This is a genomic window from Micromonospora sp. NBC_01638, from assembly GCF_045209745.1.
Classification (GTDB): Bacteria; Actinomycetota; Actinomycetes; order Mycobacteriales; family Micromonosporaceae; genus Micromonospora.
This window is the reverse complement of sequence record NZ_CP109273.1, coordinates 1,233,181-1,257,199: the sequence shown is the minus strand read 5'-3', so window position 1 is coordinate 1,257,199 and position 24,019 is coordinate 1,233,181. Positions and strand designations below refer to the sequence as shown.

Below are 24,019 nucleotides of genomic sequence, written 5' to 3'. Positions count from 1 at the left end.
GTACTAGGGCGCGTGGAACTTCTGCACTCGGGCAAGGTTCGGGACGTCTACGCCGACGGCGACGATCTGATCCTGGTGGCCTCGGACCGCATCTCGATCTATGACGTGGCGCTGCCGACGCCGATCCCGGACAAGGGTCGACTGCTCACCGCGCTCTCCCTCTGGTGGTTCGAGCAGCTCGCCGACCTGGTGCCGAACCACGTCATCTCGGCCACCGACGTGCCGGCCGAGTTCGTCGGCCGGGCGATCCGCTGCCAGCGGCTGGACATGGTCCCGATCGAGTGCGTTGCCCGGGGTTACCTCACCGGCGGCGGCCTGCGGGAGTACGAGCAGACCGGTGCGGTCTCCGGCGTGCCACTGCCCCGGGGGCTCGGCGAGGCGTCGATCCTGCCTGAGCCGATCTTCACGCCGTCGAGCAAGGCGCCGGCGGGCGAGCGCGACGAGCCGATCACGTACGCCGACGTGGTGGACAAGGTGGGCCAGGCCACCGCCGAGCGGCTGCGGCAGATCACCATCGACGTCTACCGGCGCGGCGCGGAGCTGGCCGCCGACCGGGGCATCCTGGTCGCCGATACCAAGATCGAGCTGGGTTGGGGGCCGGACGGCACGCTGGTGCTCGCCGACGAGCTGCTCACCTCCGACTCGTCGCGGTACTGGCCGGCCGAGTCGTACCAGCCGGGCCGGGTGCAGTTCTCCTACGACAAGCAGTACGTGCGGGACTGGGCCACCGGCAGCGGCTGGGACAAGCAGGGCCCGGCGCCGGACCTGCCGGCCGAGGTGATCGAAGCGACCCGGGCTCGCTACATCGACGTGTACGAGAAGCTCACCGGCAACCGCTGGAGCTGAGCCGGGTCACCCCACCCAGTCGAGGGTGCGCTGAACTGCCTTGCGCCAGTTGTGCAGCTCCCGGTCGCGCAACTCCGGGGCCATGGCCGGCTCCCACTGCGCGTCGGAGCGCCACTGCGCGCGCAGCGTGGCGAGGTCCGGCCAGAAGTCGACCGCCAGACCGGCCGCGTACGCGGCGCCCAGGCAGGTGGTCTCGGTGATCCGGGACCGGACCACCGGCACGTCGAGCACGTCGGCGAGGAACTGCATGAGCAGGCCGTTGGAGGTCATCCCGCCGTCCACCCGGAGCCGGTGCAGCGCCACGTCGGAGTCGGCGTTCATCGCGTCGACCACCTCGCGGGTCTGCCACGCCGACGCCTCCAGCGCCGCCCGCGCCAGGTGCCCCTTGGTGATGTAGCCGGTCAGGCCGGCGATCACGCCACGCGCGTCGCTGCGCCAGTGCGGGGCGAACAGCCCGGAGAACGCCGGCACCACGTAGCAGCCGCCGTTGTCGTCCACGGTGCGGGCCAGTTCCTCCACCTCTGCGGCGGTGGAGATCAACCCGAGGTTGTCCCGCAGCCACTGCACCAGCGAGCCGGTGACGGCGATCGCGCCCTCCAGGGCGTACGCCGGCGGTTGGTCCTTGATCCGGTAGGCGACCGTGGTGAGCAGGCCGTGCGCCGACGGGACCGGGCTGGCGCCGGTGTTGAGCAGCAGGAAGCTGCCGGTGCCGTAGGTGCACTTCGCCTCGCCCGGCTGGAAGCAGGTCTGCCCGAACAGGGCGGCCTGCTGGTCGCCGAGGGCGCTGGCTACCGGCACCCCGGCGAGCACGCCGGTGGCGTGGCCGTACACCTCGGCGGAGCAGCGGATCTCCGGCAGCATCGCGGCCGGCACGCCCATCGCGTCCAGCAGCTCCGGGTCCCAGTCGAGCGTCGTGAGGTCCATCAGCATGGTCCGGCTGGCGTTGGTCACGTCGGTGACGTGCTCGCCGGTCAGCTTCCAGATCAGCCAGCTGTCCATGGTGCCGAAGAGCACCTCGCCGCGCTCGGCGCGCTCGCGCAGCCCGTCGACCTCGTCCAGCAGCCAGCGCAGCTTCGGCCCGGCGAAGTAGGTGGCCAGCGGCAGGCCGGTGCGGGACCGGAACCGCTCCTCGCCGTACGCCGATGCCAGCTCGCGCAGTAGCGGGCCGGTCCGGGTGTCCTGCCAGACGATGGCGTTGGCCACCGGGCGGCCGGTGGCCCGGTCCCAGACGACGGTCGTCTCCCGCTGGTTGGTGATGCCGACGGCGGCCAGCCCGGCCGCGTCGGTGCCGGCGGCCCGCAGCGCCTCGGAGACCACCTGTTGGACGTTGTTCCAGATCTCTTCGGCGTCGTGTTCCACCCAGCCGGGTCGGGGGAAGATCTGCCGGTGTTCGCGCTGGGCCGCGGCGACGATCTCCCCGGCCCGATCGAAGACGATGCACCGGGAGGAGGTGGTGCCCTGGTCGATGGCAGCGACGTACTGGGGGGTCACCCGCAGCACCGTACCCGGGTCGGCGGCGCGCTGCGACCTGCGTCACGGCCGGATGCGGGCCGCTGTCGTCCGCCGTCGGCCGCTTCGCCTACGATGTGCGAACGTGCGTGACATCGCCGTTTTCAGCGGAACTGCCCATCCCGAACTGGCTGCCGAGATCTGTGCTCACCTGGGGGTGCCGTTGCATCCGGTGCGGGTGTCCCGGTTCGCCAATGACTGCTTGGAAGTGCAGTTGCAGGCCAACTGCCGGGAGCGGGACGTCTTCCTGATCCAGCCGTTGGTGCCGCCGGTGCAGGAGCACCTGGTCGAGCTGCTGCTGATGATCGACGCCGCCCGAGGTGCGTCCGCCGGCCGGATCACGGTGGTGTTGCCGCACTACGCGTACGCCCGTTCGGACAAGAAGGACGCGCCGCGGATCTCGATTGGCGCCCGGCTCGTCGCCGATCTGCTCACGTCGGCCGGGGCGGACCGGGTGCTCGCGATGACCCTGCACTCGCCGCAGGTGCACGGCTTCTTCAGCGTCCCCGTGGATCACCTGCACGCGCTGCGTGAGCTGGCCACCCACTTCCGCCGCTACGACCTCAGCAACACCGTGGTGGTCTCACCCGACCTGGGCAATGCCAAGGAGGCGGCGGCCTTCGCCCGGCTGCTCGGCACGCCGGTCGCGGCCGGGGCGAAGCAGCGGTTCAGCGACGACCTCGTCAAGATCAGCGCGGTGATCGGCGAGGTGACCGACAGGGACGTCATCGTGCTGGACGACGAGATCGCCAAGGGCAGCACGGTGGTCGAGTTGATGGAGCATCTGCGTGGTCTGAAGGTCCGGTCGATCCGGATCGCCTGCACGCACGGCCTCTTCTCCGGCGATGCGTTGCAGCGGCTCAGTGACCAGGACGGCGTCCTGGAGATCGTCTGCACCAACACGGTGCCCATCCCGGCCGCCAAGCGGGCCCCCAGGTTGCAGGTCCTGTCGGTGGCCCCCGCCCTGGCCGAAGCCATGCGCCGGATCCACAACGGGGAATCCGTCTCCGCGCTGTTCGCCTGAGCCGCGCAGCCGTACGACGCGGACACGGGGATCAGTGCGGGGTGCGGTTGTGGCTGGAGAGGCCGGTGGTGACGCGGACGGTGGTGCCAGCGGTGCCGGTGCTGACCTCCATGTTGTCGGTCAGCTCGCGGGCCAGCCAGAGGCCCCAGCCGCCCGCGGTGTCCGGAGCCGGCCGACTGCGGTCGCCCAGCCGCTGCTGGCTGATCCCGTGCCCGTGGTCGGCGACCTCGCAGACCAGCAGGCCCGACTCCTGCCAGAGCCGCAGCCACCCGCGCCCACCGCCGTGCCGCACGGCGTTGGTGATCAACTCGTTGATCGCGAGCACGAAGTCGTCCAGCCGTTGACCGTGGAGACCGGAGGCATGCGCGCAGGAGGTGACCGAGTGTCGAATCTCGGTCACCTGAGCCTGGTCGAAGGCGTCGGCGATCAGGAGGGCAGGTTCGATGGGCACAACCGTACGCGGTGCGTGCGGATCTGCGTTCGTCATGGGCCCGTCCCGGCGGCAAATCTCGGAGTATTTCGCGGCTTTTCCACCGTACGTCAGGGTTTCCCGAACCGCACTCGCTGCTCGCCGCGCGGCTGGCCCGGCTGTGGCATCCTGACCGCCATGCCGTCGCCGTCAGGTGGACTCGAAGTGCCGCTGTGGCGTGCGCTCACGGTGTTCAGGTTGGCATCCCTGGCATACGTCTGCGCCCTCGCGGTGCGTGACGCCGACCGGTACGCCCACCCGTACGCCGTCGGTGTCCTGATCCTGGTGATGATCGTCTGGACCGGGACGACCGTGATCGGGTACGCCCGGCCGGCCCGGCGGCGCTGGCCACTGCTGCTGGCCGACCTCGGGGTGGTGCTGGCCGTCGTACTGGCCACCCCGTGGGTGGTCGGTCGGGCCGCGCTGGCCACCGGCGTACCCACCATGGGGGTGGCCTGGATGGCCGGCCCGGTGCTGGCCTGGGCAGTCTCCGGCGGCCGTCGGCGGGGCACTGTCGCCGCGCTGCTGGTCGCCGGCGCGGACCTGGCCACCCGGCAGCGGATCGGCGAGTCCTCGTTCACCGGGGTGATCCTGATGCTGCTCGCCGGAGTGGTGGTCGGGCACGTGGCCCGGCTCGCGGCAACCGCCGAGGAACGGCTGCAACGCGCGGTGGAGTTGGAGGCTGCCACCCGGGAGCGGGAGCGGCTGGCCCGGGGCATTCACGACTCGGTGCTCCAGGTGCTGGCGCTGGTGCAGCGGCGTGGCGTGGACCTGCCCGGCGAGGCCGGCGAGCTGGCCCGGCTGGCCGGCGAGCAGGAGGCCGCCTTACGGGCGCTGATCGCCGACGCCGGCCCGGCTGCTGCCGTGATCCCGGACAGCCCCGAGGCCGCCGCGGTGGACCTGCGGACCCTGCTCGGCCGGTACGCCTCGTCGGCGGTGGCGCTCTCCGCCCCGGCCACCCCCGTGCCGCTGCCCCGGCGGGTGGCCGGAGAGTTGGCCGCCGCGACCGGCGCGGCCCTGGACAACGTGGGGCGGCATGCCGGCGGGCGGGCCTGGGTGCTGATCGAGGATGAGGGGGCGACGGTGACCGTGTCGATCCGCGACGAGGGGCCGGGCATTCCCGACGGCCGGCTCGCCGAGGCGGCCGCCCAGGGCCGGCTCGGCGTGACCCAGTCGATCCGGGGGCGAGTGGTCGACCTGGGCGGGACGGTGCGGATCGTGTCGGCGCCCGAAGCCGGCACCGAGATCGAGCTGACCGTGCCGAGGGCGCAGCGGTGAACCTGACCCGGGTGATGGTGGTCGACGACCATCCGATGTGGCGCGAGGGTGTGGCCCGCGACCTGACCGAGGCCGGATTCCTGGTCGTGGCGACAAGTGGCGAGGGGCGACAGGCCATCCGGGTGGCCGCCGCCGCCCGGCCCGACGTGGTCGTCCTCGACCTGCAACTACCGGACATCTCCGGCGTGGAGGTGATCCTTGGGCTGCGCGCGGCACTGCCCGACGTGCGGGTGCTGATGCTCAGCGCCAGCGGCGAACAGCAGAGCGTGCTGGACGCGGTCAAGGCGGGGGCCACCGGTTACCTGGTGAAGTCGACCGCGCCCGCCGAGTTTCTCGAGGCGGTTCGCCGTACCGCGGCCGGCGACGCGATCTTCACCCCCGGCCTGGCCGGGCTCGTTCTCGGTGAGTACCGCCGGCTGGCCGCCGGGCCGGGGCCGGGGGCCGACCCGGCCGGCAGCGCGGAGCCCGCGACGCCCCAGCTCACCGACCGGGAGACGGAGGTGCTGCGGCTGGTCGCGAAGGGGATGTCGTACAAGCAGATCGCGCAGCGGCTCGGGCTGTCGCACCGCACCGTGCAGAATCATGTGCAGAACACCCTGGGCAAGCTGCAACTGCACAACCGGGTCGAGCTGACCCGGTACGCCATCGAACGCGGCCTCGACGACTGACAGCCTCAGACCGAGCGCGGCGGCTCCGTCTCGTGGATGGCCAACTCTTCGGCGGTCGCCCCGCCGCCGGCCGCTCCGGCGTCGTAGGCCACCGAGTTGGTCTCCTGGTCGGTGTGTGCCCCCTCGTCCGGCTCCACCAGCCGGCCCACCGTGGCGTCGGCCACCGTGCCGAGCTGACCGTGGTCATAGAGGGAGACCGGCGAGTTCGGGTCCGAGGTGGGCCCCGGGTCCATCACGTCGGCGTCCAGCTGGGCCTCCGCCGCGGCTTCCAGGTTGTCCGCCTCGAAGGCGATCTGCGGGTCGATCGTTCCAGCCAGCGGGTCGTCCGCCGGGCGCTCGTAGACCTCTCGGTCGAGCTTGTAGTCCAACGACTCGCCGTCGAGTTGCTCCTCGGCGGTCGTCCCGAACCGGTCCACCGCGACCGGCGTCCGGTCGCCGGGCAGTTGGCCCGGGTCCGGGCCGTCCGCCTCGCGCCCGGTGCGCACGTCGTCGTTGGCGGTCGAGTCGTCATCGGCGGTGTCGGGCAGCCCTTGCGCCTCGGTGTCGGACACGGGGGTCGGGAACTCGTTGTCGCGCATGTCTGATCACTACCCGCTGCCCTCCCGCCATAACCGGACCACCGTCGTCCGTGCCACGGCGAAACCGGCACCGGAGGCGAAATGCCCCGTCAGCCGAGGGCAGCGGCCTCGTCGTCCGGGTGCAGCACGCACCAGACGACCTTGCCGTCCGGTACGACGCTGCTGCCCCAGCGACGGGCCATCGTGTCGATCAGCAGCAGACCCCGGCCACCGGCCCGGGTCGGCGGAGCCAACCCGGCGAACGTCGGCCGGAGCGGGGAGTGGTCGCGGACCGCCAGGTGCAGGGTGCTGTCCTGGGGTGCCAGCCGCACCGTCATCGGGGTCCGGGCGTGCGCGACCACGTTGTTGACCATCTCGGTGATCGCTATGCAGGCCGGGTCGGTGAGCGTCGGCATGCCCCAGTGTTGGCAACCGGTGGTGACCAGCTCCCGGGCCTGCCGGGCAGCGCCCACGGTCGGGGCCAGTTCCGCGGTGAGCACCGCCGCCAGCGGTGCCGCCGCGATCGCGGCCAGCGCGCCGTCCACGGTCGGCCAGGCCAGCACTCCAGCGTCCGCGTGGTCGGGCCCGTCGACCGTCGGGTCACACAGCAGCAGGTCCGCGGCGGGCCAGTCGGCGACCTCCCGGCGAACCTCGGCGAAGACGTCCCGCCCAGCCGCGTCAGCGACCCGCAGCCCGGTCACGTCGGCGACCACCGGACCGGGTCGGTCGCAGAGTCGGGCGAGCAGCGCGCCGCGGACCGCCTCGGCTCCGGCGGCATCGAGCACACCGGTCAGCCGGATCACCGCTGACGACCCGTCGATTTCCACGAGACAGCTCGACATGATCGCCCCATTGTGCGCGCCAGTGACGGTTCGCGCATTCGGGCGTTCGATGCTGGGCATCAGCGGTCCGACCGGGACCGACGGTTGATGGCCGCCATCGTGCCGACCGCGGTGCCGACGGCGGCGAGACCGAACGCGGCGGTCATCCGCACCAACTGGCGGCGCCGTCCGTTCCAGCCACCGTCCCGGCTGGCCTGGGCGTCGGCGTGGAAGACGTTGCCGCTGCTGTCCACCCGAGCGCCCGGCCCGAACTGGGCGCGCTGGGCGTACCAGCCGAGAGTGCGCTCCATCAGCGCGGGCGCCAGCCGCCACTGCAGGCCGAGCAGCCGGGCTGCACCGCCGGCGTACGCCTCACGGCGGGGCCGGCGCAGCACCCGGACGATGGTCTCGGCGACCACCTCCGGCGGGTAGATCGGCGGCGGTGGCACCAGCTCGCGGCCGCTGTAGTTGGCCGCGTGCCGGAAGAACGGGGTGTCGATGGTGGCCGGCAGCACGGTGCAGACGGAGATCTGACCGCGGCCGGTGACCCGCAGCTCCTGCCGGACCGTGTCGGCCAGCCCTCGGATGCCGTGCTTGGTGGCGTTGTACGCCGACTGGTACGGCATGGCCACCTCGGCCAGCATCGAGGCGTTGTTGACCAGCACACCGCCACCGGCCGCGCCCAGGTACGGCAGAGCCGCCTTGATGCCGTGCACCGCCCCGAGCAGGTTGACCTCCAGCACCCGGCGGAACTCGGCGACCGGAATCTCGTCGAACAGGCCCACCGCGTTCACCGCGGCGTTGTTCACCCAGGCGTCGATCCGGCCGAACTCGACCGCAGCCCGTTCCGCCAGCCGCTGCATCGACTCCAGATCGGTCACATCGGTCGGAACGACCAGCGCCTCGCCACCCAACTCGCGGCAGCGCTGCGCGACCTGTCGTAGGGCCGGCTCGCTCCGAGCCGCCAGCACGACGGCGACACCTCGACGGGCCAACGCGTACGCGGTCGCCGTGCCGATCCCGCTGGACGCGCCGGTGATCACCACGGTCGAATCGTCGAGGCTGCGGGTTAGCGGCATCCCTGAGCGGTACCCCCGCCCGGGCCTGGTCATACCAGGGACCGCTTGTCGATCATCGGGGGATCCGTCGGTGCCCCGCAACCTTGTGGTTGCCGTGGCGCAAGTTTCGGCGAGACTCGCACGACTGTTCCCGATCTGCCAGGTTTCGACTCCGGGTCCTGAGGTTAATGGGACGCTCTGAACCGGGAGGACCACTGCCGAGGAAAGATCGCACGGAGGTGACCCATGCGCGTCGGCCTCGTCTGCGCGCACGCCAGTTCGTACCGCCATGCCGACGGCCCACCGGTCGGCACCCGACAGCACATCGCACGGGTCGCCGCCGAGCTGGCCGAACGAGGCCACGACGTCCGGCTCTACGACCGCCGGGACGACCCGGGGCTGCCGGTGACGGTCGACATCGACGGCTACCAGGTGCACCAGGTGACCGCTGGCCCGCCCACCCCACTGGCCACCGCCGAGCTGGTCCCGTACGTGACGGAGTTCGGCCGCTGGTTGACCGACGAGTGGGCCGGCGCCTGGCGGCCCGAGGTGGTGCACGGGCACTACTGGATCGGTGGCCTGGCCGCCGCGCACGCCGTTCGGGAGACCGACATCCCGGTGGTGCAGACGTTCCACTCGCTCGGCGTCGAGCAGTTGCGTCACCTGGGCGGCCACTACGACGGGCCGGGGGAGCGGATCACGCTGGAACGCGCGCTGACCCGGGCGGTGGACATCGCCGTGGCTCAGTCGAACGACGAAGTCGACGAGCTGACCCGGATGGGCCTGCAACGCAGCTCGGTCGCGTTGGTGCCGGCCGGCGTGGACATCGAGCAGTTCCACCCCGACGGCGAGGCGGCACCACGCGAACAGCGCGCCCGCATCCTCTCGGTGGGCTCGCTCTCCGCCGGGCACGGTCAGGAGGATCTGATCCGGGCGATGCGTCTGGTCGGCGACGCCGAGCTGGTGATCGCCGGTGGACCGCCGGCCGACCAGCTGGTCAACCACGCGGAGGCGCGACGGCTGCGGAAGCTGGCCGAGCAGATTGGCGTCCTCGACCAGGTGCGGCTCGTCGGGGGTATACCGCACGACCAGATGGCCACCTGGTACCGGTCGGCGGACGTGGTCGCCTGCACGCCGCACTACTCCTCGGCCGGGCGGGTCTCGCTGGAGGCGATGGCCTGCGGCGTGCCGGTGATCGGCTACGCGATGGGTGGCCTGGCGGACGCCGTCGTCGACGAGGTCACCGGCCGGTTGGTTCCCCCCGGCGACGTGCGGGCACTCGGAGTCTCGCTGCGCCGGATGCTCTCCGACAACGCCGGCCGGTTCGCGTACGGGCACGCCGCGGTGGACCGGGTGCGCAGCAGCTACACGTGGGAGCGGACCGCCGGTGCGTTGGAGCGGCTCTACGAGCGGGTGGTGAGCCGCCGCAAGCCGGTGGAGGCCTGAGCGGGCTGTCGGCCGGCCCGGTTCGTCAGCCGGGCTGGCCGGCGCCGACCATGGCCCGGTCGCGGCGGCGCTCCACCGAGCGTTGCTGCTGCGGTTCGGCGTACCGGGTCAGCCCGATCACCGCGGCCAGGGTGACCAGGAAGCCGACCGCTGCCAGCCATTCCCGACCCGGCCAGATCTTGTCGTTGAGCAGCAGCAGGCCGACGATCGCGGCCGGCACCGCGCCGGCGGCGTCCATCGCGGCGACCGCGGCGGTCGTCGAGCCGCGCTGCATGGCCAGGCCGAGCAGCAGTTGACCGACGATCGAGTGGGCGATCAGCAGGTAGAACAGCGGGTCGGCGAAGAACACCTCGGCGGACGGCGCGGATGCCAGTGGCCGAGCGGCGACCGCGGCTGAGCTGAACGCCAACCCGGCCAGCGATCCGAGAGCCACCGAACCAGGTGCCCCGCACAACCGGACGGCGAAGAAGCCGAGCACCGCGATGACGCCGAGCGCCACCAGCAGGGCGATCGAGCCGGCGGTGCCGAGCTGCCGCGACGGCGCCGGCCGGGCGGACAGCACCAGCGCGGTGATCCCGGCGAACAGCAGGGCCAGCAGCACCACCTCCGCCGCCGGTAGTCGCCACTTCAGCACCAGCACGCCGAGAATGGCGGTCACGCCCAACCCGGCCGCCACGCTGGCCTGCACGAGGAACAGCGGCAGGTCCCGCCGGGCCATGAACGCCAGCACGAAGCCGCAGATCTGGCAGCCCAGGCCGACCAGGTACGTCCGGTGCCCGGCGAGGCGCAGCAGCAGACCCGGATCGAAGGTGTTGTGGACTGTGGTGCGGGCCGCAGCCACCGACTGGAGGAGGTTGGCGAAGCCGTACGCGACGATCATCGCCGCGAGGAAGCACCAGCCGGAGGAGACCACCTGGCGAGGATAGAGGTTGCCGGGTGTCAGCGCTCGGCTGGTCGACCGAGCCGGGCGAGGATGTCGGCGTGCAGCACACCGTTGGTGGCCACCACGCTGCTGTCGGTGCCCGGGGCGCCGGCCGGGGCCGGTCGACCGAACAGATCCGTGACCGTGCCACCCGCCTCGGTGATGATCGGCACCAGTGCCGCCACGTCCCACAGGGACAACTCCGGCTCGACCATCACGTCCAGTGCCCCCTCGGCCAACAGCACGTAGCCGTAGAAGTCGCCGTACGCCCGGCTGCGCCAACTGGCCCGCATCACGTCGAGCATCGCGTCGAGCCGCCCGGCGCGCTCCCACCCGTTGAGGGACGAGTAGCAGAAGCTGGCGTCCGCGATCCGGCGCACCGCGGACACCCCGATCCGCTCGCCGGCGGCGGGGCCCGGCCCGGCGTACGCGCCCGCGCCCGCGCTCGCCCACCAGCGCCGGCCCAGCGCCGGGGCGGACACCACGCCGACCGCCGGCCGGTCGCCGTCGTAGAGCGCGATCAGGGTGGCCCAGACCGGCACACCGCGGACGAAGTTCTTGGTGCCGTCGATCGGGTCGATGATCCACCGGCGGCCGTCCGGGTCGGTGGACGGCTCGGCGCCGTACTCCTCACCGAGCAGCCCGTCGGCCGGCCGGTGCTCGGCAAGCAGGGCGCGGATCTCCCGCTCCACGGCGGTGTCCGCGTCCGAGACCGGCGTCAGGTCGGGCTTCGACTCGACGTGCAGGTCGAGCGCGCGGAACCGGGCCGTGGCGATGGCGTCCGCCCGGTCGGCGAGCAGGTGGGCGAGGGCGAGGTCGTCGGCGTACCCGGTCATGCCGGCAACCTAGCCCACGCCCGTCGGCTCACTCGTCGGGCCCGCGTCGGTCACCTTCGCCGGGACCGCGCTGGTCGCTCTCACCACGCGAGTCACTCTCGCCGGCGCGGGAGGCGAGCAACCGGCGGTACGAGGCCAGCCGGCGCGGGTCGGCCTTGCCGGCAGCCACCCAGGCGTCCAGCCCGCAGTCGGCCTCGTCGGCCGTGTGCTGGCAGTTGGGCGGGCAGTCGACGGTGCCCTCGACCAGGTCCGGAAAGCCGTGCAGCAGGCTGTCGGCCGAGACGTGCGCCAGCCCGAAGCTGCGGATCCCGGGGGTGTCGATGATCCAACCCGGGTCGGTGTCGACGCCGGGCACCGGTGGCAGCCGCAGCGCCACCGCGCTGGTGGAGGTGTGCCGGCCACGGCCGATGGCGCTGACCACGCCGACCGCGCGCAGCGCGTCCGGAACGAGGCGGTTGACCAGCGTCGACTTGCCCACCCCGGAATGCCCGACCAGCACCGAGACCCGGCCTCCGAGCAGCGCGCGCAGCGCGCTCAGGTCGGAGTCGGGGCGGTTCAGCACGTACGGCAGCTCCAGCTCGGTGTAGTAGCCCAGCACCTCCTCCGGTCCGGCCAGGTCGGCCTTGGTGAGGCAGAGCAGCGGTTCGACGTCCGCGTCGTACGCGGCCACCAGGCAGCGGTCGATGAACCCGGTGCGCGGCGGCGGGTCGGCCAGCGCGCTGACGATCACCAACTGGTCGGCGTTGGCCACCACCACCCGTTCCAGCCGGCCCTCGGCGGTGGTCTCGTCGTCGTCGGCGGTGCGGCGCAGCACCGAGCGGCGCTCGGCGATCCGGACGATACGGGCGAGGGCGCCCTCCGCCCCGGAGGTGTCCCCGACGAGGCTGACCCGGTCGCCCACCACCACCGACTTGCGGCCCAGCTCGCGGGCCCGCATCGCGGTGATCGTGGGCAGTTCGGCCCCGGCCACGCCGTGCTCGGCCCCGGCCAGCACGCAGGTGTAGCGCCCCCGGTCGACGGCGATGACGAAGCCGTCCACGGCGTCGGCGTGCTGGGGGCGGGTGCGCGTACGCGGGCGTGATGACTTGCCGGGTCGGACCCGTACGTCGTCCTCGTCGTACTCCCGCCGTTTGGTCGCCAGGACCTGTCCTCTTCTCGCGTCAGCTCTTGCCGGTCACCATCGCTGACCATAGTGCCGGGAACTCGGGCATGGTCTTGGAGGTACACCCGACGTCGTCCACTTCGATGCCGGGGACGGCGAGCCCGGCCACCGCGGCGGCATGCGCCATCCGATGATCGTGGTAGGTGCGGAACATGCCGCCGCGCAGCGGTCGGGGCCGGATCTCAAGCCCGTCCGGCGCCTCGCTGATGTCCGCTCCGAGCCCGGTGAACTCGCGCGCGAGCGCGGTCAGCCGGTCGGTCTCGTGGCCACGGATGTGCCCGACGCCGGTGAAGACCGACGGTGAGTCGGCCAGCATGGCCATTGCGGTCAGCGCCGGGGTCAGCTCGCTGACGTCGGAGAGGTCGGCGGTCAGGCCGTGCACCACGCCGGTGCCCCGGACGGTCAGCCCGCTGGTGGAGAGGGTGACCTCGCCACCCATCCGTTGCAGCAGTGAGCGGAGTTGCTCGACCGGCTGCGCGCTGCTGTGCGGCCAGCCTTGCAGGGTCACCTCGCCGCCGGTGACCAGGGCGGCGGCGAAGAACGGCACCGCGCCGGAGAGGTCCGGTTCGATCTCCCAGCCGCGCCCGGTGAGCGGGCCGGGCTCGACGGTCCACACGTCGGGGGTGGTGTCGTCGACGGCCGCGCCGGCGGCACGCAGCATCTGCACCGTCATCCGAAGATGCGGCGCGGAGGGCACCGGCGGGCCGACGTGCCGCACCACGACGCCCCGGTCGAAGCGCGGGGCGGCCAGCAGCAACCCGGAGACGAGCTGGCTGGACGCGGACGCGTCGATCACCACCTCGCCGCCGGTCACCCGGCCGGTGCCGAACACGGTCAGCGGCAGGCTGCCCACGCCGGTGACGTCGATCCGGACGCCCAGCGAGCGCAGCGCACCGATCAGCGGGCCGAGCGGCCGGGTGCGGGCGTGCGGGTCGCCGTCGAAGGTGACCTGCCCGTCGGCCAACCCGGCCACCGGCGGCACGAACCGCATCACCGTGCCGGCCAGGCCCACGTCGACGTGCGCGGGGCCGACCAGCGGGTGCGGCCGGACCAGCCAGCGCTCGTCGTCGCTGATCGACACGTGTGCGCCCATCGCCCGCAGGCCGGCGGCCATCAGCTCGGTGTCGCGGGCGCGTAGCGGCCCGGCGAGCGTCGACGGGCCGGCGGCCAGCGCGCTGAGCACCAGGGCGCGGGCGGTCATCGATTTGGAACCGGGCAGGCGCAGCGTCGCCGCCACCGGGTCGGATGCGGTCGGTGCGGTCCACGGCTGCGGCGGCCGGGTCGCGGTCAGGTTCCCCACGGTTACATTCTGCCGTGTCAGCCGGTGGGCGGAGGCGACCGGCGGTCGTACTCCCGGTTGGCGGGACAGCCGGCGGGGTCTGCGACGCGTTACCGTGTGCCCATGTGCGGCAGGTACGCGACGACCCGGAGCTCCGGCGAGCTGAGCGCGCTGTTCGAGTCGTCCGACGACACCGATGGCCTGGTCCGACCGGATCACAACGTCGCGCCGACCGACCCGGTGCCGCTGGTCCGGGTCAGCCCGGAGGGGCACCGCAGCCTCTGTGTCGGTCGCTGGGGTCTGCTGCCGCACTGGTCCCGGTCCGCCGCCGGGGCCGCCCGCATGATCAATGCGCGGGCGGAGACGGTGGCCACCAGCCGGGCGTACGCCGGGTCGTTCTCCCGTCGCCGCTGCCTCGTCCCGGCCGACGGCTGGTATGAGTGGGTCCGTCAGCCCGACGGTGGGCGACAGGCATATTTCATGACCCCCAGCGACGGCTCGGTGCTCGCTCTGGCCGGCATCTGGTCGGTCTGGGAGTCCGGCACGGACACCCGGCTCACCTTCAGCGTGCTGACCACTGCGGCGCTCGGCGACCTGGCCGAGGTGCACGATCGGATGCCGGTGCTGCTGCCGCCCGAGCGTTGGTCGTCGTGGCTGGCGCCGACTGACGAGCCGGAGCGGTTGCTCACCCCGGCTTCGGCGGAGTGGCTGGGTGGGTTGGAGATCCGCCCGGTGGGGGCGGCGGTGGGCGATGTTCGCAACGACGGGCCGGAACTGACCGCCCGGGTGCCGGTGGCGCCGGCGGTGACACCGCAGGAGTCGACCCTGTTCTGAGACTGACGTCCATCGTTGAGTGCCGATTTGCCTGGGTTGCGCTCGATTCGTCTCCTGGATATTCAGTCATGTTCCCGGCAGACCCTTGTCTCGGTGTCGCGAAGTGCGATAGAACACAGCGCCGGTAGTGGCTGCCGATTCGCACGGGGCGGACGGCGTCCACCGATCTTGCCGGTCCCACGGGGGAGGTGGGTGGATGACACGGGCGCGTATGCCCCGCCCGCACGAGGTGGCAGCGGCGCGGCGAGATCCGCGACTGCTGCGGGCCGTGCGCGAGCGGCGAGAGGACGACGCGTGGCGCACCAGAGGCACCTGTCAGAGCGTCGATCCGGAGACATTCTTTCCGGCACCGAACGAGCCGGCAGACGCCGCGGTCGCGCTGTGCCGCGGTTGTGACGTGCAGGGGTCCTGCCTGGCCTGGGCCCTCGACGTCGGTGACTGCCATGGCGTCTGGGGTGCCACCACGCCCCGGGAGCGGCGGGCGATGCTGGTCGCCTGGCGTGGCGAGGTCGAACCGGACCCGGACGCCGTCGACGATGCCGGCCCGCCGGTGCGGGATCGCCTGCTCACGCTGGTCCCGCTGAGCTGATCAGCGGCCCGGTCCGCACCCGTCGCCGGTCAGGCGGCGCAGAATGGGTCGGTGCTGCCCAGCGACGACATCGACACCCCGCGCGGTTTGGCGCGGATCGACACCGACCTGCCGGCCCGCCCGGCCACCGCTCTGCTCGTGCTCGGGCACGGAGCGGGCGGCAGCGTGGACGCCCCGGACCTGCTCGCGGTACGGGACGCGTCGATCGCGGCCGGCTTGGCGGTGGTCCGGGTGACCCAGCCCTACCGGGTCGCCGGTCGACGTGCGCCGGCACCGGCAGGTCACCTCGACGAGGCCTGGACGGCGGTGCTCGCCGTGCTGTGTGACCGGCACTCCGACGTGCCAACGGTGCTGGTCGGTGGTCGTTCCAGCGGCGCGCGGGTGGCCTGCCGGACCGCCCGTGCGGTGGGCGCGGCCGGCGTCGTCGCGTTGGCCTTTCCGCTGCATCCGCCCGGGCGGCCGGAGCGCTCGCGGGCCGCCGAACTGGACACCGGCCTACCGACGCTGGTCGTCAACGGCGACCGGGACCCGTTCGGTACGCCGGAGCCGAGGCCGCCCGTGCAGGTGGTGACCCGTCCGGGGGAGACGCACGACCTGCGGCGGGATCCGGCCGGCACCGCGGCCGTCGTGCGGGACTGGCTGCACGCCCAGGGCTGGGCGGCCGACTGATCCGTCGTGGCCGCTCGCCCGGCGCACTCGGCCCAGCGCCGCTCGGCGCCGTGGGCTGACCGGCTCGCCCGGGCGACCGTTTCCGGTGCCGGGCGCGGGTCGTTGCATCCGATGGTGCCGCCGGCCCGATCCGGGCCGGCGGCACCGGTCCTCCCAGGCCCTTCCTGGTCCCAGCGCCGGCCGCCGTCGGGGCCGGGACCAGGAACGGGAGGGCCGGCCGGAATGCCTCAGTGGTCATCTCGCGTTACAACCCGCGGAAGACTTTTCTGCGAGGGGGGTGACCGGTGCCGACCGGGACACGAAGCCTGGAACGGGACGAGCGGGACGCCCGGCAGCTGAAGCAGCTGCTGGATGGCCCGGAGTGGTCCGCGACGGCAGGATCGGGCGGATTGGGTGCGGTGAGCACGGGCACACCAGCCGGAAGTGAATCTGCGGGCAGGTCCGTGCGCGTATCCTCGGCGGGAAAGCATCCGACGCGAGGGGATGTGCGGTTGACCACCGAGAAGACGGACGAGCGCAGGGCCCGTTTCGAGCGGGACGCGATGCCATTCGTCGATCAGCTCTACGCTGCTGGGCTGCGAATGACGCGCAACCCGGCGGATGCCGAGGACCTGGTCCAGGAGACGTACCTGAAGGCGTACGCGGCCTTCCACCAGTTTGAGCAGGGCACGAACCTGAAGGCCTGGCTCTACCGGATCCTGACCAACACCTACATCAACTCCTACCGCAAGCGGCAGCGCCAGCCGATCCAGGCGCCCACCGAGGAGATCACCGACTGGCAGCTCGCCGAGGCCGAGTCGCACACCTCCAGTGGGCTGCGCTCCGCCGAGACCGAGGCGCTGGACCGGCTGCCGGACAGCGACGTCAAGGAGGCCCTCCAGCAGTTGCCGGAGGAGTTCCGCCTGGCCGTCTACCTCACCGATGTCGAGGGCTTCTCGTACAAGGAGGTCGCCGACATCATGGGCACGCCGATCGGCACCGTGATGTCGCGTCTGCACCGGGGCCGTCGTAATCTGCGCAAGTTGCTCGAGCGCTACGCCGGGGAGCGGGGCTTCAGTGCGGCCCGCTCATCGAAGGGCTCGACTGCCGCCGCTGCCGGCCGGGAGGTCTGACGTGAGCTGTGGGGAGCCGCACGAGACGGATTGCCGCGAAGTGCTCGCGGAGGTCTACCTCTACCTGGATCTGGAGTGCGCCGACGAGCGGCGCTCGCTGATCCGGCACCACCTGGACGAGTGCGGGCCCTGCCTGCGCGAGTACGGGCTCGAGCAGGAGGTGCGGGCGTTGGTGGCACGTTGCTGCGGCAACGAGACCGCGCCGGACGAGCTGCGCGAGCGGCTGCGGGTCAAGCTCACCGAGCTGGTGGTCTTCGAGACCAGTGATTCCCGCGAGCTGGCCGACTGAGCGTCGGCCCATCTGACGGACCAGAGACCGGTGGCCCGGGTCGATGTCGACCCGGGCCACCGGTGTACCCGGCGTCGGCCGGGTCGGGCTGATCGGTGACGGGCCGCCGGCCCGCCGACCCGTTCAGGAGTTGGGACGCTTGCCGTGGTTCGCGGCGCTCTTCTTGCGGGCCTTCTTCTTCCGGGACTTCTTCGCCATGCTGACCTCCTCGTGATGGGTCGGATCCGTTCTGCCCACGACCTCGGCGCCGGTGGACCCACCGGCGGCCCGGCATCGGGTCCGACCCGCTGATGGTAGTGCGGTCGACACCCGTCGCCGTCCCCAGGGCGGGCGCGCCATCCCTGCCAGGCCGCTGCGCGCCCAGGGCCGGCCGCCGCATGATTGGATACGTCGGCAGGCACATCGCGAAAAGGGAGGGCCCGGACATGGCCGAGGAGATCCGCGCCGAGATGGTGGCGAACGTCTGGAAGGTTGTCGCCACGGCCGGTGACACCGTGGCCGAGGGCGACACCCTGGTGATCCTCGAGTCGATGAAGATGGAGATCCCGGTCATCGCCGAGTCCGATGGTGTGATCGAGCGGCTCGCCGTCAACGAGGGTGACGTCGTGCAGGACGGTGACCTGATCGCGGTGATCGGTTGACCGGGTTGCGGGTCCGTCGTGCTGAGCCAGCCGACTTCCCGGCGGTGGCCCGGCTGACCGTGGCCGCGTACGAGGCGGACGGCCAGCTCAAGGGCGAACACGGGTATGGCGACGTGCTGGCCGACGTGTCGACCCGGGCCGCCAGCGGCGAGGTGCTTGTCGCGGTCGACGAGGTGACCGACGCGGTGCTCGGCTCGGTGACCTTCGTGCTGCCGGGCACCCCGTTCGCCGAGCTGGCCGGGCCGGGCGAGGCAGAGTTCCGGATGCTCGCGGTCGACCCGGGTGCCCAGGGGCGGGGTGTCGGTGCCGCGCTGGCCGGGGCGTGCGTCGACCGCGCCGCCGCGCTGGGTTGCACGGCGGTGGTGATCTGCGTCCGGGCCGGGATGGCCGATTCGGCGCACCGGCTCTACGCGCGGCTCGGGTTCGTCCGCTCGCCGGAGAAGGACTGGTCGCCGCTGGCGGGCGTGGACCTGCTCGGCCTGCGACTGGATCTGACGCGCGGCTGAGCCGCCGGCCGATCAACCCAGCTCGGCCCCGGCCACGTTCTTGTCAGGTGCGGCGCCCTGGTCCGGCGCGGTGCTCTTGTCAGGTTGCGTGCCGATGGCGGACAGCAGCTCGTCGGCCACATCCAAGGCGATCTTGCGGCGCTCGTCGTCGGTGATGCCCGGCGCGCGGACCGCGAACCAGCTGCTGTGCACCGCGAACAGGGACAGCGCGGCGCGGAGTTGGGCAGAGGGAGAGTCGTCGCCCCGGCAGAGCGCGTTGGCCAGCTCCATCATCCGACCGCGCATCTGTTGGCCGGCCGCGAGGCTCTTGAGCGCGGTCTGGTTCTGCTCGAAGAAGCGCATCACCGACGGTTGCGTACCGTCGAACATCGTGTCGGCGTACCGGGAAATCAGCTCGCGCCGGGTGGCCAGGGTGGCCGGCTGCGTCGCGGCCCAGGCGTTCAGCGTGTCCATCCGCTCCAGTCGCTCCTCGACGAAGCTGGCGACGATGTCGTCCTTGCTCTTGAAGTGGTAGTAGAGCGCAGCCTTGGTGACGTTGAGGCGCTCGGCGATCTCCCGGAGTGATGTCTTCTCGTACCCCTGCTCGGTGAAGAGCTCGAGCGCGACGGCCTTGATCCGGTCCCGCGTCCCGCCTGTGCTCTCCCTCACCCATGCCTCCAAATCGGTTGACCGTCAGTTGGCACCCAACTTACCGTGCGGCTAGTAAGGTGACTAGCCGGCCGGCAAGTAAGCGCAGCAATCTCGGGGAGCTCTACCCATGACTCAGGCAACAAGCCAGACCGGCGTGCGACCCAACAACATACGGGTCGTGCTGTTCGGGCTGATGATCGCGATGATGCTCGCGATGCTCGACAACATGATCGTCAGCACCGCGCTACCGCGGATCGTGGGCGAGTTCGGCGGCCTCAACCACTTCACCTGGGTGGTCACCGCGTACGTCCTGGGCACCACCGTCTCCACCCCGATCTGGGGCAAGCTCGGTGACCTCTACGGCCGCAAGTCGATCTTCCTGACCTCGGTCGTCGTCTTCCTCGTCGGCTCCGCGCTCTGTGGCATGGCCGGCTCCGGGATACTCGGCGGCCCCCAGGACGGCATGGTCCAGCTCATCGCCTTCCGTGCCGTGCAGGGCCTCGGTGCCGGCGGCCTCATGGTCGGCGTGATGGCGATCATCGGTGACCTGGTCCCGCCCCGCGAGCGCGGGCGCTACCAGGGCATGATCGCCGGCATCATGGCCATCGCCATGGTTGCCGGCCCGCTGGCCGGTGGCTTCATCACGGACCACCTCTCCTGGCGGTGGGCGTTCTACGTGAACCTGCCGCTGGGTGGGGTCGCGCTGCTCGTGCTGATCACCACGATGCACCTGCCGAAGTACCGCACCGAGCACCGGATCGACTGGCTCGGCGCCGGGCTGCTCTCGGTCGGCATCACCGCGATCGTGCTCATCACCACCTGGGGTGGCAACGAGTACGACTGGACGTCGCCGCAGATCCTCGGTCTGACCGTGCTGGCCGTCCTCGCGTTGGTGGTGTTCGGCCTGGTCGAGCGCCGGGTAACGGAGCCGATCCTGTCGCTGAAGCTTTTCGCCAACCGCAACTTCGCGCTGATCTCGCTGATCGGCTTCCTGCTCGGCTTCGCGATGTTCGGCGCGATGAACTTCCTGCCGCTCTACCAGCAGACCGTGCAGGGGGCGTCGGCGACAAACAGTGGCCTGCTGCTGCTGCCTCTGATGTTCGGCATGCTGGTCGTCTCGCTGGTCGTCGGCCGGGCGATCACGAAGACCGGCCGGTACCGGGCGTACCCGATCGTCGGTGGCGTGGTGATGACCACTGGTATGGCGTTGCTGTCCATGCTCGACAGCGACACCAGCAAGCTGACGTCCTCGCTGTACATGGTCGTGCTCGGCGCCGGCATGGGCTTCCTCATGCAGACCTCGATGCTGATCGCGCAGAACAGCGTGGAGCAGAAGGACCTCGGTGCGGCCAGCGGCGCGGCCACGTTCTTCCGGTCGATCGGCGGCTCGTTCGGCATCTCGCTGTTCGGAGCGATCTTCGCCAACCGGCTCGCCGACTCCACCGCCGGCGCGGCCTTCGATGGCGGGGGTGGCGGGATGGATCTGGAGAAGCTCAAGGAACTGCCGGCCCAGGCGCGCGAGTTGGTGCTCGGTGGTCTCGCCGACTCGATCTCGCATGTTTTCCTCTGGGCGGTGCTGTTCACCATCGCGATCCCGGTGCTCGCCTGGTTCATCAAGGAGATCCCGCTGCGCACCGTGAACGAGGCGCCGCCGCAGGCCGCCCCGGAGGAGCAGGCCGAGGTGGCTCTCGGCAAGGCCCCCGTAACCTGACCGCGCCCCTTCCCCGCGATCTTGCACTTTGTGCCCCGGCATAAGCCCTGTTACCGGGCTTATCGACGACAGCAAGTGCAAGATCGGCGGGGTGGGGCGGGGTTTCCTACCGGCCTTTGAAGCGGTGCCAGAGGCGGCGTAGGGGGTTGCGGGGGCGGGGGAGTTGGGGGGATCGCGTGCCGAGCAGTTCGGTGGCCAGGGCTGCGGTTGCCGGGTCCAGCTCCGGGGCCGCGAAGGCCAGGTGGGCCAGCGAGGCGGCGATCGGGACCGGCCGGTCCCGAGCCACCGCGGCTGCGTCGGCGAGCCGTTCCGCCACCACCCGCGCCACGTCCGGCCGCACCGGAGGATCCACCCAGGCGGCGGTGACCAGGGCGAACAGCGCTGCCTCGGTGACCCAGTCCTCGACGCCCCAGATCAGGTCGAGCAGCACGCGCCGCCGGGTCGAGCTCTCCCACGGCTCGTCGGTGCGGTGGTGCAGCAGCCCCAGGCAGGCCCACACCTGCACACCACGGACCCAGACCGACGGGTCGTGGGCGGCCAGCAGCCGACCCACCGCGTTGGCCGGCGCGGCCGGCGGGTGCACCAGTAGGCCGAGCAGATCCGCCACGTCGAGGCCCGCCAGGCCCACCGCCGCGTCGTACGCCGCCGGTGGGTGCGGCCACGCTGGGTGTGCGACCTGCCCGATCCGTTCGACCGCCGTCGCCGAGGGCGCCGGCAGCGCGGGTGTGGGGACGTCGTCCGCGTAGTGCCACAACCGCTGGGCGGATGCCCGTCGGGGCTCGCGCGGGTCCGGCTCCAGCGCGCCGACGACTTCGATCCGCAGCCCGGGGGCGGTGGACGTCGCCGTCCGAACGGCGCTCGGCGGTGCGGCGGCGAGCAGACGTACGGCGCTGCCGAGACCGTTGTCGTCGTCGGCCACCGCCTGGCGCATCGCGTCGACAAGGGGACCGCTGGCCGGGGTCAGCTGGCCGAGCCAGGGCCGGCCTCGGCAGCACTGGGCGAGGTCGCCGTGCTCGTGACTGTCGTCGGGGTGGTCACGGACGAAGTCGGCGAGCGCGACCAGGTGGGTCAGCTCGCCGTCGCGCAGGTGCCGCAGGCGGTGGGCGGTGTGCACCGCGCAGTCGAACGACGGGTCGCGGGCCAACGCCCGCTCGGTCCACTCCAGCGCCTCGTCCAGCCGGCCGATCTCGGCCAGGGTGCCGGCGATGTCCGCGTAGATCGCCAGGTCGTCCGGGTCCAGCTTGACGGCCCGACCGAGGGCCGCGAGGCCGTCGCGGGTCCGGCCCGCGCTGCGGTACGCGTACCCGAGCCACACCTCGCCCATTTTCGAGGGTTGTGCGCGTACCCCTCGGGTGGCCCAGCGGACCGCCAGCGCGACCTCGCCGAGACGCCGGGCCAGCGCGGACGCCGCGCCCAGCAGCAGACCGTGCTCGGTGTGAACGGTGACCGCGTTGCGGGCCAGCGTGAGGTACGGCGTCAGGGCGCCCCGGCCGAGCCGCGGCACCGGGTCGGGCAGCGCGGCGCAGACCTGCATGAGGACGCGGGCGATGTGCTCCGGGTCCAGCCGTTCGGCCAACTCGGGCGCGGTGACCCACGGAACGCCGGCCCACTGGGTGCCGGGCGCGTACGCGGTCGCCGCGGCCAGCAGCTCCAGCCCCTCGGCGGGCCGGCCGGCGGTGGCGAGCAGGTGGGCGCGGGCGACGACCGCCCCCACGAAGGTGTGGTGGTTGATCGGGAAGAGATCGAGGCCACCGCCGCTCGTTGCGGCGAGCCGGGCCAACGTCTCGTGCACCTCTGGGAGGGTGGGCGCCCCCGCCAGCGCGCTGGCGAGGTGGCTGGCGGCGTGGTGCAGGTCGCCCTCGTCCAGTGCCAGCCGGGCCAGCGCCAGCTCCTCCGTCGCGGAGAGCGCGGGGTCGTCCGTTCCCTCGGGCACGTCGTCCTCTCGTCGCAGGCTAGACCGTGTGCAGCGGGGCAAGCGTAGTTGATATTGAGATCATCCGGTGATCATCTGCTCACTCCTGCTCGTTCAATTGCCCAGATGTGCTGAAACGTGCAAGGCTGAGCAGCAAACACGCGGTAACCGCGCAAGGGGGAGTGTCCGTGACACGTGCAGGGGCTGGGATGGCCGCCGACATCGACGAGCAGCCGGCTGGCTACGCGCGCCTGCTCTCGGCGGCAAACGCCGCCGGGATCGCCCGAGTGGCCGCGGCCATCGCCGAACGCCGCCCGCGGCATGTGGTCTTCACCGCCCGAGGCACCTCCGACCACGCGGCCCTCTACGGGGCGTACCTGACCGAGATCCGGCTCGGCCTGCCCGCCGGCCTCGCGTCGCCGAGCGTGGTCACCCTGTTCGGTGGGCGCCCCGACCTGTCCGACGCGCTGGTTGTCGGCGTCAGTCAGAGTGGCGGCTCACCCGACCTGGCCGAGGTTCTGCGCGCCGCGCGTGCCTCCGGCGCGCTCACCCTCGCGGTGACCAACGCCCCCGACTCGCCGTTGGCCGAGGTCGCCGAGCTGAGCATCGACATCGACGCCGGGCACGAGCGGGCGGTGGCCGCCACCAAGACGTACACCGCTGAACTGCTCGCCCTGCTGATGCTGGTGGAGGGGATCCGGGCCGGCGACGGCGTGCTCCCGGCGGCCGAACGGGAGGCGCTCGACGCGCTGCCCGAGCTGGCCGCACGCACCCTGGCCGACGACACCCCGGCCCAGCTCGCACCGCGCTACCGGTTCGCCCGCCAGCTGGTCGCCGCCGGCCGGGGATACGCCTACCCGACCGCCCGGGAGGCCGCGCTGAAGCTGATGGAGACCTCGTACCTGCCGGCGCTCGCCTTCTCCGGCGCCGACCTGCTGCACGGCCCGCTCGCGATGACCGACCGGGAGGTCCCGGTGCTCGCCGTGGTCGGCTCGGGTCCAGGTGGACGGTCCATGGGCGAGGTGCTGCCCCGCCTCGACGAACGCCGCGCCGACGTGGTGGTGGTCGGCTCCGCCGCCGTGCCGGGCGCCACCCGGCTCGCCGTCCCCGAGGTCGACGAGCGGTACGCCCCGCTGCTGGACATCCTGCCGTTGCAGCGGTTGGCGCTCGCCCTGGCGCTCACCCGAGGTGAGGACCCGGACGCGCCGCGCGGGTTGAAGAAGGTCACCGCGACGATGTGAGGTGCGGCGT

General features: G+C 72.1%; 26 protein-coding genes. 14 read left to right on the top strand and 12 right to left on the bottom strand.

The window, feature by feature from the left end; all coding sequences use genetic code 11:
- Positions 1-12: 12 nt before the first annotated feature.
- On the top strand, positions 13-846 hold the full coding sequence (locus OG811_RS05835) for a phosphoribosylaminoimidazolesuccinocarboxamide synthase (protein WP_406072680.1): 834 nt from the start codon (positions 13-15) through the stop codon (positions 844-846).
- A gap of 6 nt (positions 847-852) precedes the next feature.
- On the opposite strand, the gene glpK is transcribed toward OG811_RS05835, so the two are convergent.
- Positions 853-2,337 (bottom strand): glycerol kinase GlpK, encoded by a 1,485-nt coding sequence (gene glpK, locus OG811_RS05830; RefSeq protein WP_406072679.1) that lies wholly within the window; start codon positions 2,335-2,337, stop codon positions 853-855.
- Between the two features lie 103 nt (positions 2,338-2,440).
- Here glpK and OG811_RS05825 point away from each other — a divergent pair, with 103 nt between their 5' ends.
- Positions 2,441-3,379, top strand: coding sequence for a ribose-phosphate diphosphokinase (locus OG811_RS05825; protein WP_406072678.1), 939 nt, complete (start codon positions 2,441-2,443; stop codon positions 3,377-3,379).
- Between the two features lie 31 nt (positions 3,380-3,410).
- Here OG811_RS05825 and OG811_RS05820 read toward each other — a convergent pair whose 3' ends face one another.
- Positions 3,411-3,866 carry an ATP-binding protein gene (locus tag OG811_RS05820; protein WP_406072677.1) on the bottom strand — a complete coding sequence of 152 codons (456 nt, stop codon included), beginning with the start codon at positions 3,864-3,866 and terminating at the stop codon, positions 3,411-3,413.
- A 120-nt stretch (positions 3,867-3,986) separates the two neighbouring features.
- Between OG811_RS05820 and macS the strand changes: the two genes are divergently transcribed.
- Positions 3,987-5,126 carry a MacS family sensor histidine kinase gene (gene macS, locus OG811_RS05815; RefSeq protein ID WP_406072676.1) on the top strand — a complete coding sequence of 380 codons (1,140 nt, stop codon included), beginning with the start codon at positions 3,987-3,989 and terminating at the stop codon, positions 5,124-5,126.
- Between the two features lie 14 nt (positions 5,127-5,140).
- Positions 5,141-5,794, top strand: coding sequence for a response regulator (locus OG811_RS05810; protein ID WP_406075550.1), 654 nt, complete (start codon positions 5,141-5,143; stop codon positions 5,792-5,794).
- A gap of 5 nt (positions 5,795-5,799) precedes the next feature.
- Here OG811_RS05810 and OG811_RS05805 read toward each other — a convergent pair whose 3' ends face one another.
- The 3 genes from OG811_RS05805 to OG811_RS05795 form a co-directional block, all read right to left on the bottom strand.
- The gene (locus tag OG811_RS05805) at positions 5,800-6,372 is read right to left on the bottom strand and encodes a DUF5709 domain-containing protein (protein WP_406072675.1); all 573 of its coding nucleotides are present in this window, start codon (positions 6,370-6,372) and stop codon (positions 5,800-5,802) included.
- An 89-nt stretch (positions 6,373-6,461) separates the two neighbouring features.
- Positions 6,462-7,193: an ATP-binding protein gene (locus OG811_RS05800; protein WP_406072674.1), complete on the bottom strand. Its 732-nt coding sequence runs from the start codon at positions 7,191-7,193 to the stop codon at positions 6,462-6,464.
- A 59-nt stretch (positions 7,194-7,252) separates the two neighbouring features.
- On the bottom strand, positions 7,253-8,251 hold the full coding sequence (locus tag OG811_RS05795) for an SDR family oxidoreductase (RefSeq protein ID WP_406072673.1): 999 nt from the start codon (positions 8,249-8,251) through the stop codon (positions 7,253-7,255).
- Between the two features lie 225 nt (positions 8,252-8,476).
- Between OG811_RS05795 and OG811_RS05790 the strand changes: the two genes are divergently transcribed.
- Positions 8,477-9,676, top strand: coding sequence for a glycosyltransferase (locus OG811_RS05790; RefSeq protein WP_406072672.1), 1,200 nt, complete (start codon positions 8,477-8,479; stop codon positions 9,674-9,676).
- A gap of 25 nt (positions 9,677-9,701) precedes the next feature.
- Here OG811_RS05790 and OG811_RS05785 read toward each other — a convergent pair whose 3' ends face one another.
- The 4 genes from OG811_RS05785 to aroA form a co-directional block, all read right to left on the bottom strand.
- Positions 9,702-10,556, bottom strand: a complete 855-nt coding sequence (locus OG811_RS05785) for a hypothetical protein (protein WP_406075548.1) — start codon at positions 10,554-10,556, stop codon at positions 9,702-9,704.
- A gap of 59 nt (positions 10,557-10,615) precedes the next feature.
- Positions 10,616-11,434 (bottom strand): histidinol-phosphatase, encoded by an 819-nt coding sequence (gene hisN / locus OG811_RS05780; RefSeq protein WP_406072671.1) that lies wholly within the window; start codon positions 11,432-11,434, stop codon positions 10,616-10,618.
- 28 nt (positions 11,435-11,462) lie between these two features.
- Entirely contained in the window at positions 11,463-12,473 is a 1,011-nt protein-coding gene (rsgA, locus tag OG811_RS05775) for a ribosome small subunit-dependent GTPase A (RefSeq protein ID WP_406072670.1), read from the bottom strand.
- A gap of 121 nt (positions 12,474-12,594) precedes the next feature.
- A complete protein-coding gene (gene aroA, locus OG811_RS05770; protein WP_406072669.1) occupies positions 12,595-13,896 on the bottom strand; it encodes a 3-phosphoshikimate 1-carboxyvinyltransferase in 1,302 nt (433 codons plus the stop codon).
- Positions 13,897-13,998: 102 nt separating this feature from the next.
- On the opposite strand from aroA, the gene OG811_RS05765 reads away from it, so the two are divergent.
- From OG811_RS05765 to rsrA, 5 genes are all read left to right on the top strand, one after another.
- A complete protein-coding gene (locus tag OG811_RS05765) occupies positions 13,999-14,709 on the top strand; it encodes an SOS response-associated peptidase (RefSeq protein WP_406072668.1) in 711 nt (236 codons plus the stop codon).
- 196 nt (positions 14,710-14,905) lie between these two features.
- Complete coding sequence (locus tag OG811_RS05760) at positions 14,906-15,298, top strand: WhiB family transcriptional regulator (RefSeq protein ID WP_272613383.1); 393 nt, start codon at positions 14,906-14,908, stop codon at positions 15,296-15,298.
- A 51-nt stretch (positions 15,299-15,349) separates the two neighbouring features.
- A complete protein-coding gene (locus tag OG811_RS05755; protein WP_406072667.1) occupies positions 15,350-15,967 on the top strand; it encodes an alpha/beta family hydrolase in 618 nt (205 codons plus the stop codon).
- A gap of 284 nt (positions 15,968-16,251) precedes the next feature.
- Positions 16,252-17,079 (top strand): sigma-70 family RNA polymerase sigma factor, encoded by an 828-nt coding sequence (locus OG811_RS05750; protein ID WP_406072666.1) that lies wholly within the window; start codon positions 16,252-16,254, stop codon positions 17,077-17,079.
- Between the two features lies 1 nt (position 17,080).
- On the top strand, positions 17,081-17,368 hold the full coding sequence (gene rsrA / locus OG811_RS05745) for a mycothiol system anti-sigma-R factor (protein WP_030336658.1): 288 nt from the start codon (positions 17,081-17,083) through the stop codon (positions 17,366-17,368).
- 123 nt (positions 17,369-17,491) lie between these two features.
- On the opposite strand, the gene OG811_RS05740 is transcribed toward rsrA, so the two are convergent.
- Complete coding sequence (locus OG811_RS05740; RefSeq protein ID WP_369814844.1) at positions 17,492-17,566, bottom strand: 50S ribosomal protein bL37; 75 nt, start codon at positions 17,564-17,566, stop codon at positions 17,492-17,494.
- Between the two features lie 227 nt (positions 17,567-17,793).
- On the opposite strand from OG811_RS05740, the gene OG811_RS05735 reads away from it, so the two are divergent.
- On the top strand, positions 17,794-18,009 hold the full coding sequence (locus tag OG811_RS05735; protein WP_406072665.1) for a biotin/lipoyl-binding carrier protein: 216 nt from the start codon (positions 17,794-17,796) through the stop codon (positions 18,007-18,009).
- The gene (locus OG811_RS05730) at positions 18,006-18,515 is read left to right on the top strand and encodes a GNAT family N-acetyltransferase (protein WP_406072664.1); all 510 of its coding nucleotides are present in this window, start codon (positions 18,006-18,008) and stop codon (positions 18,513-18,515) included. The genes OG811_RS05735 and OG811_RS05730 overlap by 4 nt, the downstream gene beginning before the upstream one ends.
- A gap of 12 nt (positions 18,516-18,527) precedes the next feature.
- Here the strand turns inward: OG811_RS05730 and OG811_RS05725 are convergent, their stop codons facing one another.
- On the bottom strand, positions 18,528-19,163 hold the full coding sequence (locus tag OG811_RS05725) for a TetR/AcrR family transcriptional regulator (protein ID WP_406072663.1): 636 nt from the start codon (positions 19,161-19,163) through the stop codon (positions 18,528-18,530).
- A 109-nt stretch (positions 19,164-19,272) separates the two neighbouring features.
- Here OG811_RS05725 and OG811_RS05720 point away from each other — a divergent pair, with 109 nt between their 5' ends.
- Positions 19,273-20,856: an MDR family MFS transporter gene (locus OG811_RS05720; RefSeq protein WP_406072662.1), complete on the top strand. Its 1,584-nt coding sequence runs from the start codon at positions 19,273-19,275 to the stop codon at positions 20,854-20,856.
- A gap of 106 nt (positions 20,857-20,962) precedes the next feature.
- On the opposite strand, the gene OG811_RS05715 is transcribed toward OG811_RS05720, so the two are convergent.
- Positions 20,963-22,789, bottom strand: coding sequence for a tetratricopeptide repeat protein (locus tag OG811_RS05715; RefSeq protein ID WP_406072661.1), 1,827 nt, complete (start codon positions 22,787-22,789; stop codon positions 20,963-20,965).
- 188 nt (positions 22,790-22,977) lie between these two features.
- Between OG811_RS05715 and OG811_RS05710 the strand changes: the two genes are divergently transcribed.
- Positions 22,978-24,009, top strand: coding sequence for an SIS domain-containing protein (locus OG811_RS05710; RefSeq protein ID WP_406075546.1), 1,032 nt, complete (start codon positions 22,978-22,980; stop codon positions 24,007-24,009).
- Positions 24,010-24,019: the final 10 nt, after the last annotated feature.